This is a genomic window from Streptomyces parvus (genome assembly GCF_014648875.1).
Classification (GTDB): domain Bacteria; phylum Actinomycetota; class Actinomycetes; order Streptomycetales; family Streptomycetaceae; genus Streptomyces; species Streptomyces parvus.
In genome coordinates this window covers 1,329,334-1,345,240 of sequence record NZ_BMRY01000001.1, presented here as the reverse complement: position 1 = coordinate 1,345,240, position 15,907 = coordinate 1,329,334, and the positions used below count along the sequence as shown (strand labels likewise).

The following is a 15,907-nucleotide window of genomic DNA, read 5'->3' as shown; positions in this document are numbered from 1 at the left end:
TCCGGGTGTCCGGGTTGCTCGTGCCGTGCCCGGGTTCCTTGGGGCCGGTTCCGGGTTTCTTGGGACAATGGGCGTGACCGGACGGTCGTACGGACACGGGGGGCGGGACGGGCATGAGCGTGAGTGCTACGGGGAGAACGGGCGGCCGAGGGCGGCTCAAGGGGGTCTCGCTCGTCGTGGGCGGGGCCGTGCTGTTCGCGGCGGGGCTGTTCGTCGTGGTGACCGGGACGGGCCTCTCCGGCGTCCTCGGCATGCGGGTGGAGACCTTCGGCCACATCCAATGCCACGACACCCGCGCCGAGAAGGGCCAGACCGTCTGGCACTGCTTCGGCGTGACGCCCGCCCAGCAGCGCGCCAACGACGCCGAGCGCAAGAGGGTGGCCCAGGAGTCGCTGCGCGCCCATGTGGACGGCACGCCCGAGCGGGCGGAGTTCCAGCGCGTCAGGATCCTCTTCGCCGACCACGACGGCCGGACCGACCCCGAAACGATCACCGCGACCCAGGTGTTCGACGACGGACGCTGGTACGCCCACTCCTCGACGCTCGTCGGATACGGCATGATCCCGCTGCTCCTGGGCGCGGGAACGGCGGCCTGGGGCGGCTACCTGCTGCGCCAGAGGTAGCGGCGGGGCGGTTGCGGGGCGTCGCGAGGGCGCTGCGGGGGCGCTGGCGTGGCCGAATGCCTCCTTGCCGTGGCCACGCCCGTACGGCAGCGCGTTTCGGGGCGGTTGTACCGAGGGCGGTGGCGCGGCGGGGTTCCCTGGGGTAAGGCGGGCGCGCGGTCCGCACCGGGGCCCGTTCCGGCCGGTTCGCCGGTTCTCCCGGCGGCTGTTCCCCCTCCTGCCAGCTCACTGCCCGGTCCGGCGACCGCATGCAGCCATTGGTCCAGTCCACGACGGGCCTCGGCGGGAGCGGTGTGCGACTGCACAGGGTGGCCGGTGGTGCGACCGACTCCGGCCGGAAGTGTCCCGGATCGGTCCGCTCCGCAGCTCGCGGCTCGCGCTATCCAGCCAACTTCGCACGGTAAGTCGGAATCATGCGTACCGGTTCGACGGCCGGACATGATGGCTCTGGTGTTCGCATGACGAACACCAGCCGCACGAATAACTCCAGTTATGCATACGTCAGTTGGGCATAACGGCTGTCAACCGCACAGAAGGGAAGGTGTCATGAAGCAGCAGAAGCAGCAGAAGAAGGCTTACGTGAAGCCGTCGTTGTTCCAGCAGGGCGACTTCTCGAAGAAGACCGCCGGCTACTTCGTCGGCTCGTACAAGGAGTACTGGAGCCGGCGGATCATCTGATCCGCCGATCCGTCTCCTGTGCACCGCGTGAGAACTTCCGAAAGGTGAAGATGCCCGGCCAGTTGCGTGACTACTTCGTCGTCCTGCCGGACAGCGCGGCGGGAGCGGCAGCGGCCGGGCAGCTTCCCGTACCGGGAGCGGCTGCCGGGCGGTCCGCCGCGCCGGGCGCCACCGGGTCCGCCCGGGAGGTGGGCGGCACCCTGACCGTCGCCCACCCCTCGGGCCGGCCCTGGATCGTCGCCCGCCCGCTGGTCCGCAAGGTCAGCCATCTCGCCCGGGGCGAGGACGCCCTCGTCCTCATCGGCCCGGACCGCGTCCCCGACGCCGTGCTCGCCGGGATCCTGGAGGGCACCCGCGACCGGACCGGCCTGGAACACCGCCTCGCCCGGCTGCCCGGCCTCTACCACGTGGTCGCCCGGCTGTCCGGGCGGAGCTGGATCCGGGGCACCGCCACCGGACTCCGCCGGATCTACCACGCCCGGCACCCGACGGCCGGAACCATCGCCTCCGACCGTCCCGCCGTCCTGGCCCGCCTGATCGACGCACCCTTGGACGAGAGCGCCCTGGCGCTGCGGCTGCTGGACTTCCTGCCGCACCCCCTGAGCCGCCGCCCCGTGTGGCGGGGCGTCCACGAGACCGGTGCCGGGTACGGCCTGGCCCTGCCCGTCGCAGCACCGGGCACGGCCGCCGTCCCCGGTCCCACGGAGCACCGCTGGTGGGAGCCGCCGCCCGGCGAACTGCCCCTGGCGGACGGGGCCCGCAAGGTCGGGGACGCCGTCGCGGCCTCCGTACGGGCCCATGTCGGCGGCCTGGACCGGATCAGCTGCGAACTCTCCGGCGGGCTGGACTCCACCGCCCTCGCCTTCGCCGCCCGCGACACCGGCCCCGCGTCGCTGTCCCTGCTGACCGTGGCTGCCCGGGACCGTTACAGCGAGGACGAGACCTGGGCGCGCCGAGCGGTCGAGGCGGCAGGCGGCACGGCCGCGACGACCACCCGGACCGACGGGGCCGCGCCGGCCGCCCGGAACCACGGGGCCGCGCCGGCCGCCCGGAACGGCCACGCTGCCCCCGCCCCGGACCACCGTGCCGCCCCCGCCCGTGGCCGCCACCCCGCCCCCGCCCTGGACCACCACGTCGTCCCCGCCGCCGACGCCCCCTACTTCTACGCCGATCTCGCCTCCACCGCAGCCGAGTTGAACGACGAACCGCTCCCCGTCGCCCCCGGCCGGGCCCGCGCGGAACTGCTCCTCGGCCGCGCCCGTGCCACCGGCTCCCGCTACCACCTCACCGGCTACGGCGGCGACGAGATCTTCCTCGGCCTGCCCCACGCCTACCAGGACCTCTTCCACGGCAACCCGTTCACCGCCTGGAGCCACTTCGGCGGCCTGCGCCACCAGCTCGGCTGGCCGCTCCTGCCCACGGTGAAGGCCCTGCTCGACCGTTCGGCGTTCCCCCGGTGGCTCGCCGGGGCGGTCACGGCCGCACCCCAGCCCGTCGCCCGGACCCCGCTGCTCTCCTGGGGCGTACGGCAGTCCCTGCACCCCTGGCTCACCGGGCACGCGACCGCCCTGATCGCCGAGGAGTTCCGGGCCGCCGCCGAGCACGCCGAACCGATCGACCCGTGGCGGGGCCGGCACGTCGACATCGACGGCGTACGGATGGGAGCCCGGCACTTCCAGGCGATGGAGGACATCGGCATGACGATCGGGCTGCCGGTCGCCGCGCCCTTCTACGACGACCGGATCCTGGAGGCGACCCTCGCCGTACGCCTGCCGGAGCGCATCAGCCCCTGGCGCTACAAGCCGCTGCTCGTCGAGGCGATGCGCGGGGTGGTGCCGGACGCGCTGCTGGCCCGGACGACGAAGGACCACATGGCCTCCGACGAGCACCAGGGCCTGCGCGAACACGCCCCGGAGCTGACCGAGTTGTGGACCGGATCCCGCCTCGCCGAACACGGCCTGGTGGACTCGCGCCAGCTGCTCCGGCTGGCGGCCGAACCCTTCTCGCCGGTCCTGGTCGAACACTCCATCAGCTCCACCGTGGCCGGGGAGACCTGGCTCCGCACGGCCGAGAACGCCTGGTCCGCACCCCAGTCGACCCTCTGACGACCACCACCCCCAGCGAGGCATCCCTGTGAAACTCAGAAAAGGCATCGCCGTCACGACCACCGAGTACGGCGGCGTCCTCCTCGACGAGAAGAGCGGCAGCTACTGGCAGTTGAACGACACCAGCGTCATCGTCGTCGAGACCCTCGCGGCGGGCCGTGCCCCCGAGGCCGCCGTCGAGCGGATCGTCGCCGAGTTCGACGTCGAGCGGGCCGAGGCCGAGTCGGACGTCGCGGAGCTGACCCGCCGGCTCGTCGAGGCGAAGATCCTGCGCCCATGACCACCGAGATGACGATGCCCCGCCGGGGCGCTGGAGCGGGCGGGACACGGCTGCGCGCCGCCATCGCCGCCGCGTTCGTCCTGGCCCGGCTCAAGCCCGGCCGGCTCCGCCGGGTGCTGGGCCGGTGCGCCCGGGGCGCGCGCCCGGCCTCGTACGCCGAGACGCTGGAGGTGCTGGAGGCGGTCACCGCCACCAGCCGCCGCTGCGCGAGCCGTTACGGCTGCCTGCCCCGCTCGGTGGCCGTCGCCCTGGCGTGCCGGATGTCCGGCGTCTGGCCCGACTGGTGCGCGGGGGTGTGGGCGACCCCGCCGTTCTCCCCGCACGCCTGGGTGCTGGCGGAAGGACGTACGGTCGGGGAGCAGGCAGAGGCCGCCGATCTGCGTCCTTTGATGGTGGTGACGGTACGCGAGGGGGTTCAGGGTGAGCGCGGTGGCGGGGACGACGGCGGGGGCGGGACAGGCGGATCCGGGCCGGGGCCCGGTCCCGGGACCGGGCAGACCGCCTGAGAGCACGGAACGGCCCGGCCCGGAATCTCCGGACCGGACCCCGCTTGCCCCGGCCGCCCCCTCCACGCCCCCGCCTGCCTCAGGCCCGTCCCCCCTCCGCCTGCTCCTGGCCCGGGTCCGTGCGCACCGGGGCGTCCTGATCCGGGCGGGCCTGCTCTCGCTCGCCGGATCCGGGGCGGGTCTTGCGATGCCGCTGATGGCGAAGCACGCGGTGGACACGTTCGCCGACGGCCGGTCGCCCGTGGCCCCGCTCGTCGTGCTGACCGCGCTCGTGCTGGCCGGGGCCTGCCTGTCCGCATACGGAAGCTTCCTCATGTCCCGCACGGGAGAAGGCGTCGTCCTGCGCGCCCGCGACCAACTCGTGGGCCGCATCATGCGGTTGAAGGTCCCGGCGGTGGACCGGCTGACGCCCGGCGACCTGCAGTCACGGGTCACGAGCGACACGACCCTGCTCCGTACGGTGCTCTCCAGCGGACTCGTCGAATCGTTCAACAGCGTCCTGATGCTGCTGGGCACCATCGCCCTCATGGCGTACATGGACCTGACGCTGCTCGGCGTGACGCTGGTGGTCGTCGTCGGCATCGGGGCCGTGACGTCCCTGCTGATGCCGCGCATCCAGCGGGCGCAGCTCAAGGCGCAGGAGTCCGTGGGCGCGATGGGCGCGGCCCTGGACCGGGTGCTCCAGGCGTTCCGTACGGTCAAGGCGAGCGGGGCGGAGGAGCGGGAGACGGCGGCGGTCGCGGCGGCGGCGCGCCATGCGCACGACCGGGGCGTGTCGGTGGCGAAGTGGGCCTCGGTCACCGAGGTCACGATGACGATGTCGATCCAGCTGGCGTTCCTGGCGGTGCTGGGCGTCGGCGGCGCGCGGGTCGCCTCCGGGGCGCTGGAGATCTCCTCCCTGATCGCGTTCCTGCTGTACCTCTTCTACCTGATGGGCCCGATCGGCGGTCTGGTCGAGGGCTGGACGGGCCTGCAGAGCGGGTTGGCGGCGGTGCGCCGGATCGATGAGGTGGAGTCGCTGCCGGGCGAACCGGCCGAGAAGTCAAGCGAGTTGAAGAGGCAGAGGGGTGGCGGCCCGCTCGGGGTCACCTTCCAGGACGTGACCTTCGGGTACGGGGACGAGCGCGCCCCCGCCCACCAGGGGGTGACGTTCGACGTGCCGGCCGGCGGGATGGTGGCGCTGGTGGGCCCGTCCGGGGCGGGCAAGTCGACGGTGTTCAGCCTGCTGGAACGCTTCTACGACCACGAGGCCGGCACGATCACCGTGGGCGGCCGGGACATCCGCGACTGGCCGCTCGCCGAGCTGCGGGGCTCGCTGGCCTACGTGGAGCAGGACGCGCCGGTGCTGGCCGGGACGCTGCGGGAGAACCTCCTCTTCGCCGCCCCCGACGCCGAGGAGAAGGAGCTGACGGCCGCGGTCGCCCGTACCCGGCTGGACGCCCTGGTCGAGCGGCTGCCCGAGGGTCTGGACACGGCGGTCGGCCACCGGGGCGTCACCCTCTCCGGCGGCGAACGCCAGCGCATCGCCATCGCCCGGGCCCTGCTGCGCCACCCCCGACTGCTCCTCCTCGACGAGGTCACCTCGCAACTGGACGCGGTCAACGAGCAGGCGTTGCGCGATGTGATCCTCGAACTGGCGAAGCAGGCAACGGTGTTGGTGATCGCTCACCGCCTGTCCACCGTCCGGCACGCGGACCGCATCGTGGTCCTTGAGGAGGGCCGGGTCCGCACGGCGGGCACGCACGAGGAGCTGATCGCCGGGGACGAGCTGTACCGCGAGCTGGCGACGACGCAGCTGGCGGCGGACGAGCGGTGAGGGGCCCGGAAGGCGGGGAGCCTGACACGGGCGACGAGTTCGAAGCGTGCGGGGCGGCGGGTCAGCCGGAGTAGTTCTTCAGCTCCTCGCTCTCCAGGGTGATGTCGACCGGACCGGGGAGGGGCACGGTGTCGCCGTACCCGTATGTGGTGCGGTGCCGGTAGCGGCCCTTCTCCGGCTCGCTGTACACGACGAGGGTGTCGTGGTCGCGGTCGATCAGGAGATAGACGGGGATGCTCGCCGCGGCGTATCCGTCCCGCTTCTCCGTGCGATCGCGGGTGTCGGTGTCATGGTCGTGCGACGTCACTTCGACGGTCATGAGGATGTGGTCCGGGCTCGACCACTCACCGTCGCCCGCGAAGCGTCCCGCACGGGCCAGTGTGCCGTCCGGGCGGGCGCGCCCGCTGCGGTACCCGCCGATCCGGAGCCCGCGCTCGCGGTACAGCCGCAGCTCCGGCTGCTGCTGCATGCACTGCATCGCGACCCACATGATGATCTCGTCGTGATCCCCGTCCGGCACGGGCTTGACCTCTAGCTTTCCGTTGATGAGCTCAAGCGTCACGGTCTCGGGGGACGTGCGGGCGAGCTGCTCGAACTCCTCGACGGACATCTGGGCCTGCGGTGCGTGATCGGCGGTGCTGGGGGTCATGGCGTCGCCTCCTCCCCTCCATCGTGCCCTGTCCGGTCTGTGAGCGAGCTGCACAGCCATCGGTATGCCCTTTCGGATCGTCACCCATTTGGTCCAGGTCCTCCGCACGCCAGGGCGCTGCGACTGTGTGTCGCAACTCGATCGCAAATTGTCAACTTCGCAGATGGGGAGGGTAGGTGGGGCGGCGAAACCTGTTGGGGGAAGATCACGGCATGACGCACACAACCCCTTCTCCCGCGAAGCAGTCCCCCGAGCTGTCGTTCCGGCGGGCCGGGGAGAGCGACCTGGCCGAGCTCGTACGTCTCCGGGACGACGCCGCGCGCTGGCAGATCGCACGGGGCATCGACCAGTGGAAGCCCGGGGAGCTGGGCCCGGAGCACTTCGGGGCGCGGTTGCGTGCGGGTGAGGTGTGGATCGCCACGGCGGGTCCCGGCGGGCCGAGCGCCGGGGCCTGGGAGCTGTGGTGGGACGACGAGCCGGCCTGGGGTGTCCAGCCGCCGGTGGCGGGCTACGTCCACCGCCTGATGACCGACCGGACTACCGCCCCGCCCGGAGCCGGGCGCGCGTTGCTGGCGGAGGCCGAGCGCCGGATCGCCGCGTCGGGCCGCCCGCTGTGCCGGCTCGACTGCCTGACGTCGAACACCCGGCTCCGCCGCTACTACGAGGAGGCGGGGTACGTGGTGGTCGGCGAGCAGGCGGGGAAGAACGGCGACGGCGGCCGGACGTACGGGGTCACATTGCTGGAGAAGCGGCTGCGGGAGGGCTGAGACCCGGCCGAACGGGGGGCCGGGAAGGGGCCGAGCGGGGGCTGTGACGACCGTCACCCGCGATTCTTCGTCGGTGGTGTCGACCGGATGCCCGACGGCGGGCGTATACCCGGTGAAGCGAAAGATCCGGGAGCAACTTTTGACCGTCGAGGAGTTCGAAGAGTTCTACGCCCAGGCGGTCGCACGTCTCACCGGCCAGTTGTACGTGATGACCGGCGACCTCCAGGAGGCGCAGGACGTCGTGCAGGAAGCGTTCGTCAAGGCGTGGGTCCGGCGGGGGCGGCTGGAGCGGGACGGGCAGCCCGAGGCGTGGATCCGCACGGTCGCCTGGCGGCTGGCGGTGAGCCGTTGGCGTTTCCGGCGGCGGTCGGCGGACGCCTGGGGCCGGGGGAGCGGTGGGGCGGAGCACGTCGCGCCGCCGGACCCGGACCATGTCGTCCTGGTCGACGCGCTGCGGGAGCTGCCCGCCCAGCAGCGGCGGACGCTGACCCTGCACTACCTGTGCGACCTGACGGTCGAGCAGATCGCCGGGGAGACCGGGCTTTCCAGCAGCACGATCAAGACGCATCTGGTCCGTGGACGGGCGGCACTCGCCCACCGTCTGCGGGACCCCCGGATCGAGGAGGCTCCTGATGTCTGAACCGCGGGATCCGAAGGAGCCGCAGGATCCGCTGCGGTCCCTGTTCCGGGAGGCCGGTGAGTTCGGGCAGGCCCTGACCGCCCCGGACACCGCGGCGGGCATCACCCGGCGCGGCATGCGCGCGCAGCGACGCCGGATGGCCGTGGTCGCGGTGGGGGTCTGCCTGGTCGTCGGCGGGGGCGGCGCGGTCGCGGTGGGCCTGCTGCCGGTACGGCCGCAGCCGGTGGCCCCGGCCACGAGCCCGTCGCCCAGCTACCCGTCGCCCGTACCGTCGGAGGGCCTGCCGACGGAGCCGCCGTCCCCGCCGCCGTCGCCGAGCACCACGATGCCGGGGAGCACGGGGACGGAGGGGCCGTCGGGCCGGACCACCGAGCCGGGCGGACCGCCCACGCCCACGCGTACCAGTACGAGTACGAGGACGACGCCCCCGACGGCTACAGCGACGGCATCGGCGACGGCATCCGCGACGGCTGACGGGGACGCGCCGACGCCCTGACGCCGCCGCGCGGCCCCCGCCCCCCTTCCCCTTCCCCTTTCTTCCCTCTTCCCTCTTTCCCCTCCCCTTCCGTGACCCGGCGGCTTCCCGGGCGATCCGGCGCGCCCCGACGTACCCGCGAGGCACGCCCGAAAGGTGCCTGCGTTGTCCACGCTCTCTCCCGGGCTGCGGCCTCCGCCCGTCCGTCCTGCGGCAGCCGCCGCCGCGCCCGAGCCCCGTGCGGCGCGGTTCCGCCTGAGCCCCGCCGACCGCGGTGTCCTGTGGCTCTACCTCCTCACCCGCATATCCCTCTGGATCACGGCCCACTTCGCGCGCTGGCTGTTCCCTGCCCAGTCCGGCGTACGGGAGGCGGCCCCGGTCCTGGCGCCCTTCCAGCACTGGGACGCGAACCACTACCTCCATATAGCGCGCGACGGCTACTTCCCGGCGGGCGCGGGACCGGGGACGAGCGGCTGGGACAACCGGGAGGCGTTCTTCCCCGGCTACCCCTTCCTGCTCCGCGCCGTGCACACGGTCGTGCCGGACTGGACGGCGGCGGGGCTGCTGATCTCGTTCGTCGCGGGTGCGGTGGCCGTACTGGCTCTGGCCCGGATCGCGCGGGCGTATCTGCCGGAGGAGGGGGCGGGTCACCGTACGGCTGTCCTCTTCCTGCTCTCGCCCTGCGCGGTGTTCCTGGCGGCGGGTTACACGGAGGCGCTGTTCCTCGCGTTCGCCCTGCCCGCCTGGCTCGCGGCGATGAAGCACCGGTGGGCGCTCGCCGCCGTACTGACCACGTTCGGGACGGCGGTACGCGTCTCCGGCTTGTTCCTCGCGGCGGCGATCGGGCTGCTGTTCCTGCTGTCCGCCCGGACGGGGAGGCACTGGCGGTCGGCGGGCTGGACGCTGCTGCCCGCGCTGCCCCCGGCCGCGTACAGCTGGTATCTGCACGCGCACACCGGTGACTGGATGGCGTGGAAGCACGCGCAGGAACGGGGCTGGTACCGCACGTTCCACCCGCCCTGGGAGGCGTGGGCGAACACCTGGACCGGGGCGTTCGGCGGTACGCAGTCGACCGGCTACGCGTTCATGTTCCAGGCGGAGTTGGCGGCGATGGTGGTGGGTCTCGCCCTGGTGGCGCTGCTGGTACGCCGACGCCGCTGGCCGGAAGCGGTGTACGTCGCGCTCAGCCTGTGGGCGCTGGGAACGTCGTACTGGTACACGTCCGTCCCGCGCGCGACGCTGCTGTGGTGGCCGCTGTGGATCGGCCTGGCGGCGCTGAGCCTGCGGCGGCCGTGGTTCAGGACGGCGTACCTGTGCGTGGCGGCACCGGTGACGACGCTCGTCGCGCTGACGTTCCTGACGGGGAGATGGGCGGGGTGAGGCGCGGGCCGGCCGCGCCGGTGGCTGCTGCCGGAGTACGTGTCAGAGCGCGGCCAGCCGTTCCACCAGGAGATCCAGCCGCTCCCCGGCGCCCTCCGGCAGGATCCGCCCCGCCCGGGTCAGGGTGGCCAGCCCGTGCAGGGCCGACCAGAAGAGCTCGGTGAACAGTGCCGGGTGCACTCCTTCCCCGGCGACCTCGCCGAGCGTCTCCAGCAGCGCGGCGAAGGCGTCCTTCAGCGGCTCCGGGGTGTCCTCGCGAGCGAAGGCCAGCCCGCCGTCGAGCTGGAACAGGGCGTCGTAGACCGCCGGGTTCCGCTCGGCGAACTCCAGGTACGCGTGGGCGAGGGCGGCGACCCGGGCGCGCCGGCCGTCCGCTTCGGAGGCGGCGGCCCGCAGCGCCGCGGCCATCTCGGCGGCGCCTTCCAGGGCCACGGCGCCGATGATCTCGCGCTTGCCGCGGAAGTGGCTGTAGAGGACGGGCTGGCTGTACTCGATGCGCTCGGCGAGTCGGCGCGTGGTGACCGCGTCCCAGCCCTGCTGCTCGGCGAGTTCGCGAGCCGTCGCCACGATGAGGCGCTCGCGGTTCGCCCGTTCCCGTTCCTTGCGTTCCTGTACCGACATGCCTCGATCCTAGCATCGCTAGACAATCGAGCGTTGGCAGGTCTAGCGTTGCCTCATCATCTAGCGCCGCTAGATTTCAGGAGGGGTCATCATGCTCGACGCACTTGAGATCGTCACCACCGTGACCGTCGGACTGCTGGTGGGGGTGGAGTTCTCCGTCGCCTTCGTCATCAACCGGATCCTCGACGCGCTCCCCGGCGACAGCGCCCAGCTCGGGCGAAGTCACGGGGGCAGGATGCTGGGGGCGTTGATGCCGTTCTGGTACATCGGCTCACTCACCCTGAGCGCGATCTGGGCCATAGCCGGATGGGGGGAGGGGGGCGTCGGCCTGGTCGTCGCGGCGGGCGCGCTGCTGCTCCTCAGCGTGATCATGTCGCTTCTGCTGCTCGTGCCGATCAACGACCGGGGCAAGACGTGGACCCCGGAGAACCGGCCCGAGGACTGGAAGGAGCAGATGAATCGCTGGGACCGTTACCACTACGTCCGCGTGGCCGTCCTCATCGCCGCCTTCGCGTCGCTGGTCGCGGCTCTCGCCTGAGGCGGGCCCGGCGTCCCGCAGCACGTCCCAGCCCGTCGGGGCCAGGGCGTGCCCCCGGCGCGCCTGCGATGACGTCCGGTGGAGCGCACCGTCACCTGCCTGCGGTTCAGAGTCCGGCGTCGACGAGGACCCCTGCCCCGGCGAGGGCGAAGACGCCTCCGATCACTCTGCACGTGATGACATTGCCGGGCCACGATCGGTAGGCGTAGGACATCGCCTGGAACCGGTCGGCCGCCCCTCGGACGTTGGCGGCCAGGAGCCCCCCGCCCACGAGAGCGACACCACCCCACATCAGATCGAACACCTGGCTGTTCACGACTGCCCGTCCTGCCTTCTCTGAATTCGGCGAGCCTCGGCAACGAGTTCCGGAGGGGGCTGGGGTCCTGCGCACGCGTAGTCGATCAGCAGGTTCCGGTAGGTGGTGTTGGTGAGCGAGGGGGCCAGATCGATCAGGGCCCTCAGGTCGTCGGCCGAGCCGTGAAGGCGTGTCCGGTAGGCGGCGCTCGCCGCGCGCAGGGTGACTTCGCGAGGTTCGTGGTCCAAGCCCTGGTCGACGAGGCTCGCGGCTGCGGCGAAGTCGCCCTGCTCGGCCCGCAGGTCCGCCAGGTCCAGGTAGAGGGACCAGTTGGCAGGATCCAGGCGCAGGGCGCGTTCGAAGGCCGCAGCGGACTGATCCAGGTCGCCCATCGCGCGCCAGATGGCCGCTCGCGCGAGCGCTGTCCACATGACCGGATCGACGGTATCGGCACGGTCGCACAGAGCGAAGGACAGTTCGTACCGGCCGCAGGCCCGGGGCAGCCGGGCCATGGCGGCCAGCGATTCCGGCACGGGGTCCCGTTCGGACACCACGTCGAGGGCACGGAACCAGGGCGCGAAGCGCTCGCGCATCTCGTCGGTGTCCAGGTCGCGGCCGTAGTCCAGCGTCCGCAGACACGCCTCGGCCAGCGCCGCAGCACTCACCGCACCGAGAAACCGCGCATCGCCGAACCAGGGTGCGGCACCCCAGGCGACGTCGGGCCGCACACCCGTGACCGAACCGAGGGCCATCACCGCGTTGTCCATGTCCCCTTCGAGGAACAAGAAGTACGCCTGCGCCGGCACGGCACTCAAGGAGCCGCTCTCTTCGAGGCTCTCCTTAAGGCCGTCCGAGCGGCGGTCCTGCCACAACTCCGCGAGGGCCGCATAGGGCTCCGGAGCCGCCGGCGCAGAGGCGATCGCCCCCACCAGAAGCTCCACGGCGCCCACCGGGTTTCCGCCGCAGTGCGCCATCACACCGGCGAGACCGACTCCCGCCGCCACTGACTGATTCGACATCGCCAGAGAATACCCATGGCCAAAGGTTCCGCCTCGTCGGTCAGGCCTCAGACGGGTTTGAGGAGGGTGCGGAGGTTGGCCATGTGGGTTTTGACGGCGGCGATTTGGGTGGCGTCGGGGGATGTGGTGTTGCTGCCTGTGGTGTGGGTTTGGTGGCAGGGGCGGCAGAGGCCGTCGGGGAGGGCTTCGGGTTGGCCGGGGCGGCCGCAGTCGGTGCATTCGACGAGGAGGCGGCGGGTGGGGGTGGGGGTGTCGGTGGGGGTGTTTGGGGTGGTGGCTGGGAGTTGGGGCGGCAGTTTGTCGATGAGGCGGCGGCGGAGGAGTCCGATGGGGGAGTCGACTTGGGCAGGGAGTCCTGCGGTGAGGGCGTTGGTGAGGTAGTCGGTGGTGACGCCTCGGTCGAGCCATTGGGTGGCGAGGGGTTCGAGGGTGGTGCAGTCGTCGGCGGAGAGTCCCAGGCGATGGTCGTCGCGGCCGAGGCGGGCGAGGGCGAGGTAGGCGGGGGAGGGGGTGGCTTCCCGGGTGGGCGGCGCGGGCTCGGCGGTCGGTGCCTGGTGTGGGGTGCGTTGGTGCGGTACGGGGGCGGGGGCCGAGGGTTCCGCAAGCGCTGCGGGATTTGGTGAGGCGGGTGCTTCCGGCGTGGTGGTGGGTGCTGCGGTCTGGGTGGCGGTTTCGGTGGCGAGGTAGGTGTTCCACCACTCGTTGTCGTGGGCGGTGCGGGACCAGAAGGTGCGGAAGACCCAGCGGGTTTCGTCGCCCGCGCCGACGGAGCAGCGGACGCGCCGCAGGTGCCCGGCGATGGACAAGGCCTTCAGGGCGGTGGAGATGGCCTGCTGCCCGTAGAGCGGGAGCTGTTTGGCGAGCTGCTTCACGCTCATCTCAGCGCCGTCGGGGAGGTGGTCGACGAACCCGGCGACGTAGCGTTCACGAGTCGGGAGCAGGGCGAAGTCATCGCGCGTACGGGGTTGTTGGTCGGGTGCGGAGCGTTTGCCGTAGCCGGGCTTGGCCATCGGGTAGGCAGGCGAGACTGCGGGGACGGGCAGGGCGGAGCTAAAGTGCTGGGTAGCCAATGGATCGTTCTTTCTAGGGTGTCGATCTTGCGGTTAGACCCCGGCCTGGTGTGGCAACACCGCGTCGGGGTCGTTCAGTTCTCGCACCGTAAGCGGCCGTCACGCTCCGCCGCAAGCTGTCACGATTAGTCATACTGGCTCGCCGTGGCGGGGTAGGGAGGTGGGGAGGTTTTCCCAACCCCCCTTCTTCTGCCGCCCGGTTAAAGAAGGAGCTCGAACCTCGGGGCTCGCATCCTGAAGCCCGAGTCACGGCACCCGAGCTTCGGGCCGGAGCCCCGTCCGCGTACCCCCGGAAGAGTGCACCGACCCGTCCCCGAAGCCCGGGTCTCGCAGCTTGAGACCCGAGCTTCGGGGTTCTACGCCTTGCCCTCGCCCAGGGCTGCCCGCAGCCAGTCGAGGCTTCCTTGCGCCAGGAGTTCTTCGGCGAGGCGGTTGGCGGTCTTGGTGACGAGTCGGCCTCGGCTGTTGTCGATCCACCGCTGAGCGTTCTCGTAGCCCTGGGCCTTGTACTCGATGCCTTGCAGCAGGCACTCCAGCTTGTCCGCGTCCCGGGCACATACTGCTTCCGGCGACTCCCTCGCCTCGTACTCCGCAACCAGTTCACGGACCGCCGAGGCCAACGCCGCGGGCATTCCGGCAGTTTGGTCGGCGGTGACCTGCTGGGGGTCGCCGGCGGGGGAGTACTTCTTCCCGAGGTGGTTCACGTCCCCGGTCCGGGTTTCTTGCGTGTCGTGCCAGACGGCGAGGTACGCGGCGCGGGCGGGGTCCGCGCCCTCCAGCTTCGCGATGATCGTGGCGATCAACGCCGTACGCCACGAATGCTCAGCCACGCTCTCCGGATCGCGCACTCCGGCCATCCACCAGCCGGTGCGCCGCGTCTGCTTGAGCGTGCCCGCCTCGTACAGAAAGCGGCCCACCGCGGCCAGGTCGTCGGTCACGACCCTCTCCTCTCACGCCTCGCTGAGGCGGATCGCATACCGGATGCCTTCCAGCTCTCGACGTGTCGGTGTCGACAACTCCCGACTATCCAACATCACGGGAAGGGATGCGCGTAGTTCGTTCCTGACCACGGATCCGGGACGCAGCAGGTGTGGTCGCGCAATGAGGAGAGTCCAGATGGTGTGAACGTTCAAGTCGAAGAACCCGTGGTCCGGGGTCAGGCCTCGCACCAGGTGGCGCATCAGCTTGTCGCCGGGCCACGAGCCCGGGCTTGGATGAGCGATGAAGTCGTCGGAGAGCTGGGCGTGCGGAGTTTCGCCGATCCAGTAGGCCCAATAGTTGAGGTTTGCTGTTTCGCCTGTGTCGTCATCGTCGAGTGCCGTGGTGATGAAGTGCCTCATGCGGTCGCGGTCGCCCTGTCTGGCGGCGACGGCCGCGACGGAGCGGGCGTTGAGCCAGCCTGCCAGCCATCCGTCCGGGCGCTCGATCCGTTGCTGCTGAGCCAGCCAGTCGGAGGTGTCCGAGGCTCTGTCGTACCCAGCCAAATACAGGGACTGGCGGCGCAGCAAGAATTGATTCCTGCCTCGTGATTGCTCAGCGGCTCGGCGCATGCGTGAAAAGAAGAGCTTGCGGTCGGCAACGGGTAATTCCGGCCCTTGCGGCGTGGGACCTCTGCGCGGCCGTGCGGGGGTGGACAAGGCTCGCAAGGGTGTCGGAGTCACCCCGTTGAGTGGCCACGAGAGCAGCTCGACCAGCTCGCGCTGCATAACCCACGCACCGATCGGACTGTCCTCAATGCGGACGTCCTCGTTGAGAACGGACGCCAGCAGTACGTCGGCCTCTGTGGCTCGTTCCAGAGCTACGAGCAGGGCGGGAAGACTTCCCAGGCGCAAGAGCTGATGGCGGTGCACGAGCATCTGCCCGACCGGTACGGCGGTCAAGGGGCGACGGCCCGATTCCCACCCTGCGACGGTGTCGGGCGAAACGCGCAACTGCTCCGCCAGGGTCGTCTGCGTGTGGTTCAACTGCTCGCGGATCAGGCGGAACACGTACCCGGACACTGTGCCGCTGAGGCGTCTCGAAGGCGTGCCCTGACCGTCGGTCAGGGTAGTGCGTGAACCGTTGCCCATGGTGCCCCCCTTTGCCCGTGTGCCGTGGCTGGACACCCGTACCCGCAGTCAGTTCAAGCGGTGACTGCTGCTCCGTACCGTCATGAATGCAGTGACGAACCCGCGACTGAGGGTAGTGGAAGGCGGTTGCCGTGGCGATGACGATCAAGGTGTACGAAGTGGATCGGGAGGGCCGTACTCAGGTCATCCGACCGGAATCCGAGGTGACCCCGCTGAAAGAACCGGAGTATTCGCACGCGTTTCCCGCCTGCAAGTGCCACACCTGCATCGAGGGTATGTCGTGAAGACCATTACCTCGGGGGACACCGCGTACCGGACGTGGCTTGGCCACACCCAGAACTGTCCCACCTGTCGTGCCGGAGTCTCCTGTCCGACA

The 15,907-nt window shown here is 71.2% G+C and carries 19 protein-coding genes; 12 read left to right on the top strand and 7 right to left on the bottom strand.

Translation table 11 applies throughout. The features are described 5' to 3' along the window. Positions 1-113 precede the first annotated feature (113 nt). The 6 genes from IE140_RS06110 (at position 114) to IE140_RS06085 (ending at position 6,008) form a co-directional block, all read left to right on the top strand. Positions 114-623, top strand: coding sequence for a hypothetical protein (locus tag IE140_RS06110; protein WP_229826700.1), 510 nt, complete (start codon positions 114-116; stop codon positions 621-623). Between the two features lie 546 nt (positions 624-1,169). After that, positions 1,170-1,301 (top strand): keywimysin-related RiPP, encoded by a 132-nt coding sequence (locus tag IE140_RS06105; RefSeq protein WP_107408810.1) that lies wholly within the window; start codon positions 1,170-1,172, stop codon positions 1,299-1,301. A gap of 50 nt (positions 1,302-1,351) precedes the next feature. Then, a complete protein-coding gene (locus tag IE140_RS06100) occupies positions 1,352-3,406 on the top strand; it encodes an asparagine synthase-related protein (protein WP_189460135.1) in 2,055 nt (684 codons plus the stop codon). Positions 3,407-3,434: 28 nt separating this feature from the next. Further along, complete coding sequence (locus tag IE140_RS06095; RefSeq protein ID WP_006126488.1) at positions 3,435-3,686, top strand: lasso peptide biosynthesis PqqD family chaperone; 252 nt, start codon at positions 3,435-3,437, stop codon at positions 3,684-3,686. After that, entirely contained in the window at positions 3,683-4,192 is a 510-nt protein-coding gene (locus IE140_RS06090) for a lasso peptide biosynthesis B2 protein (protein WP_100559440.1), read from the top strand. Before IE140_RS06095 ends, IE140_RS06090 begins: the two co-directional genes overlap by 4 nt. After that, positions 4,107-6,008, top strand: a complete 1,902-nt coding sequence (locus IE140_RS06085; RefSeq protein WP_189460133.1) for an ABC transporter ATP-binding protein — start codon at positions 4,107-4,109, stop codon at positions 6,006-6,008. Before IE140_RS06090 ends, IE140_RS06085 begins: the two co-directional genes overlap by 86 nt. 61 nt (positions 6,009-6,069) lie before the next feature. Here the strand turns inward: IE140_RS06085 and IE140_RS06080 are convergent, their stop codons facing one another. Next, positions 6,070-6,657: a Uma2 family endonuclease gene (locus IE140_RS06080; protein ID WP_093444871.1), complete on the bottom strand. Its 588-nt coding sequence runs from the start codon at positions 6,655-6,657 to the stop codon at positions 6,070-6,072. Positions 6,658-6,869: 212 nt separating this feature from the next. On the opposite strand from IE140_RS06080, the gene IE140_RS06075 reads away from it, so the two are divergent. The 4 genes from IE140_RS06075 to IE140_RS06060 all read left to right on the top strand — a co-directional run bounded on the left by IE140_RS06075 (position 6,870) and on the right by IE140_RS06060 (position 9,919). Then, positions 6,870-7,424 (top strand): GNAT family N-acetyltransferase, encoded by a 555-nt coding sequence (locus IE140_RS06075; protein ID WP_150198490.1) that lies wholly within the window; start codon positions 6,870-6,872, stop codon positions 7,422-7,424. A gap of 139 nt (positions 7,425-7,563) precedes the next feature. Then, the gene (locus IE140_RS06070; protein WP_032782020.1) at positions 7,564-8,064 is read left to right on the top strand and encodes a SigE family RNA polymerase sigma factor; all 501 of its coding nucleotides are present in this window, start codon (positions 7,564-7,566) and stop codon (positions 8,062-8,064) included. Next, a complete protein-coding gene (locus tag IE140_RS06065; RefSeq protein ID WP_150198492.1) occupies positions 8,057-8,560 on the top strand; it encodes a hypothetical protein in 504 nt (167 codons plus the stop codon). Before IE140_RS06070 ends, IE140_RS06065 begins: the two co-directional genes overlap by 8 nt. 144 nt (positions 8,561-8,704) lie before the next feature. Continuing rightward, complete coding sequence (locus tag IE140_RS06060; protein ID WP_189460131.1) at positions 8,705-9,919, top strand: mannosyltransferase family protein; 1,215 nt, start codon at positions 8,705-8,707, stop codon at positions 9,917-9,919. Positions 9,920-9,961: 42 nt separating this feature from the next. Here the strand turns inward: IE140_RS06060 and IE140_RS06055 are convergent, their stop codons facing one another. Next, positions 9,962-10,540 carry a TetR/AcrR family transcriptional regulator gene (locus tag IE140_RS06055; RefSeq protein WP_150198533.1) on the bottom strand — a complete coding sequence of 193 codons (579 nt, stop codon included), beginning with the start codon at positions 10,538-10,540 and terminating at the stop codon, positions 9,962-9,964. Positions 10,541-10,631: 91 nt separating this feature from the next. Between IE140_RS06055 and IE140_RS06050 the strand changes: the two genes are divergently transcribed. Beyond that, positions 10,632-11,078, top strand: a complete 447-nt coding sequence (locus tag IE140_RS06050; protein ID WP_150198536.1) for an anthrone oxygenase family protein — start codon at positions 10,632-10,634, stop codon at positions 11,076-11,078. A gap of 106 nt (positions 11,079-11,184) precedes the next feature. Here the strand turns inward: IE140_RS06050 and IE140_RS06045 are convergent, their stop codons facing one another. From IE140_RS06045 to IE140_RS06025, 5 genes are all read right to left on the bottom strand, one after another. Next, entirely contained in the window at positions 11,185-11,394 is a 210-nt protein-coding gene (locus tag IE140_RS06045; protein WP_150198538.1) for a hypothetical protein, read from the bottom strand. Further along, complete coding sequence (locus IE140_RS06040; protein WP_229826699.1) at positions 11,391-12,392, bottom strand: tetratricopeptide repeat protein; 1,002 nt, start codon at positions 12,390-12,392, stop codon at positions 11,391-11,393. Before IE140_RS06040 ends, IE140_RS06045 begins: the two co-directional genes overlap by 4 nt. A 47-nt stretch (positions 12,393-12,439) precedes the next feature. Further along, positions 12,440-13,462, bottom strand: coding sequence for a MarR family transcriptional regulator (locus IE140_RS06035; RefSeq protein WP_189460129.1), 1,023 nt, complete (start codon positions 13,460-13,462; stop codon positions 12,440-12,442). Positions 13,463-13,818: 356 nt separating this feature from the next. After that, positions 13,819-14,400, bottom strand: a complete 582-nt coding sequence (locus IE140_RS06030) for an HD domain-containing protein (protein WP_150197159.1) — start codon at positions 14,398-14,400, stop codon at positions 13,819-13,821. A gap of 12 nt (positions 14,401-14,412) precedes the next feature. Then, positions 14,413-15,531, bottom strand: coding sequence for a helix-turn-helix domain-containing protein (locus IE140_RS06025; protein ID WP_150197161.1), 1,119 nt, complete (start codon positions 15,529-15,531; stop codon positions 14,413-14,415). 131 nt (positions 15,532-15,662) lie between these two features. Between IE140_RS06025 and IE140_RS06020 the strand changes: the two genes are divergently transcribed. After that, positions 15,663-15,815 (top strand): hypothetical protein, encoded by a 153-nt coding sequence (locus IE140_RS06020; protein WP_167533560.1) that lies wholly within the window; start codon positions 15,663-15,665, stop codon positions 15,813-15,815. Positions 15,816-15,907 lie beyond the last annotated feature (92 nt).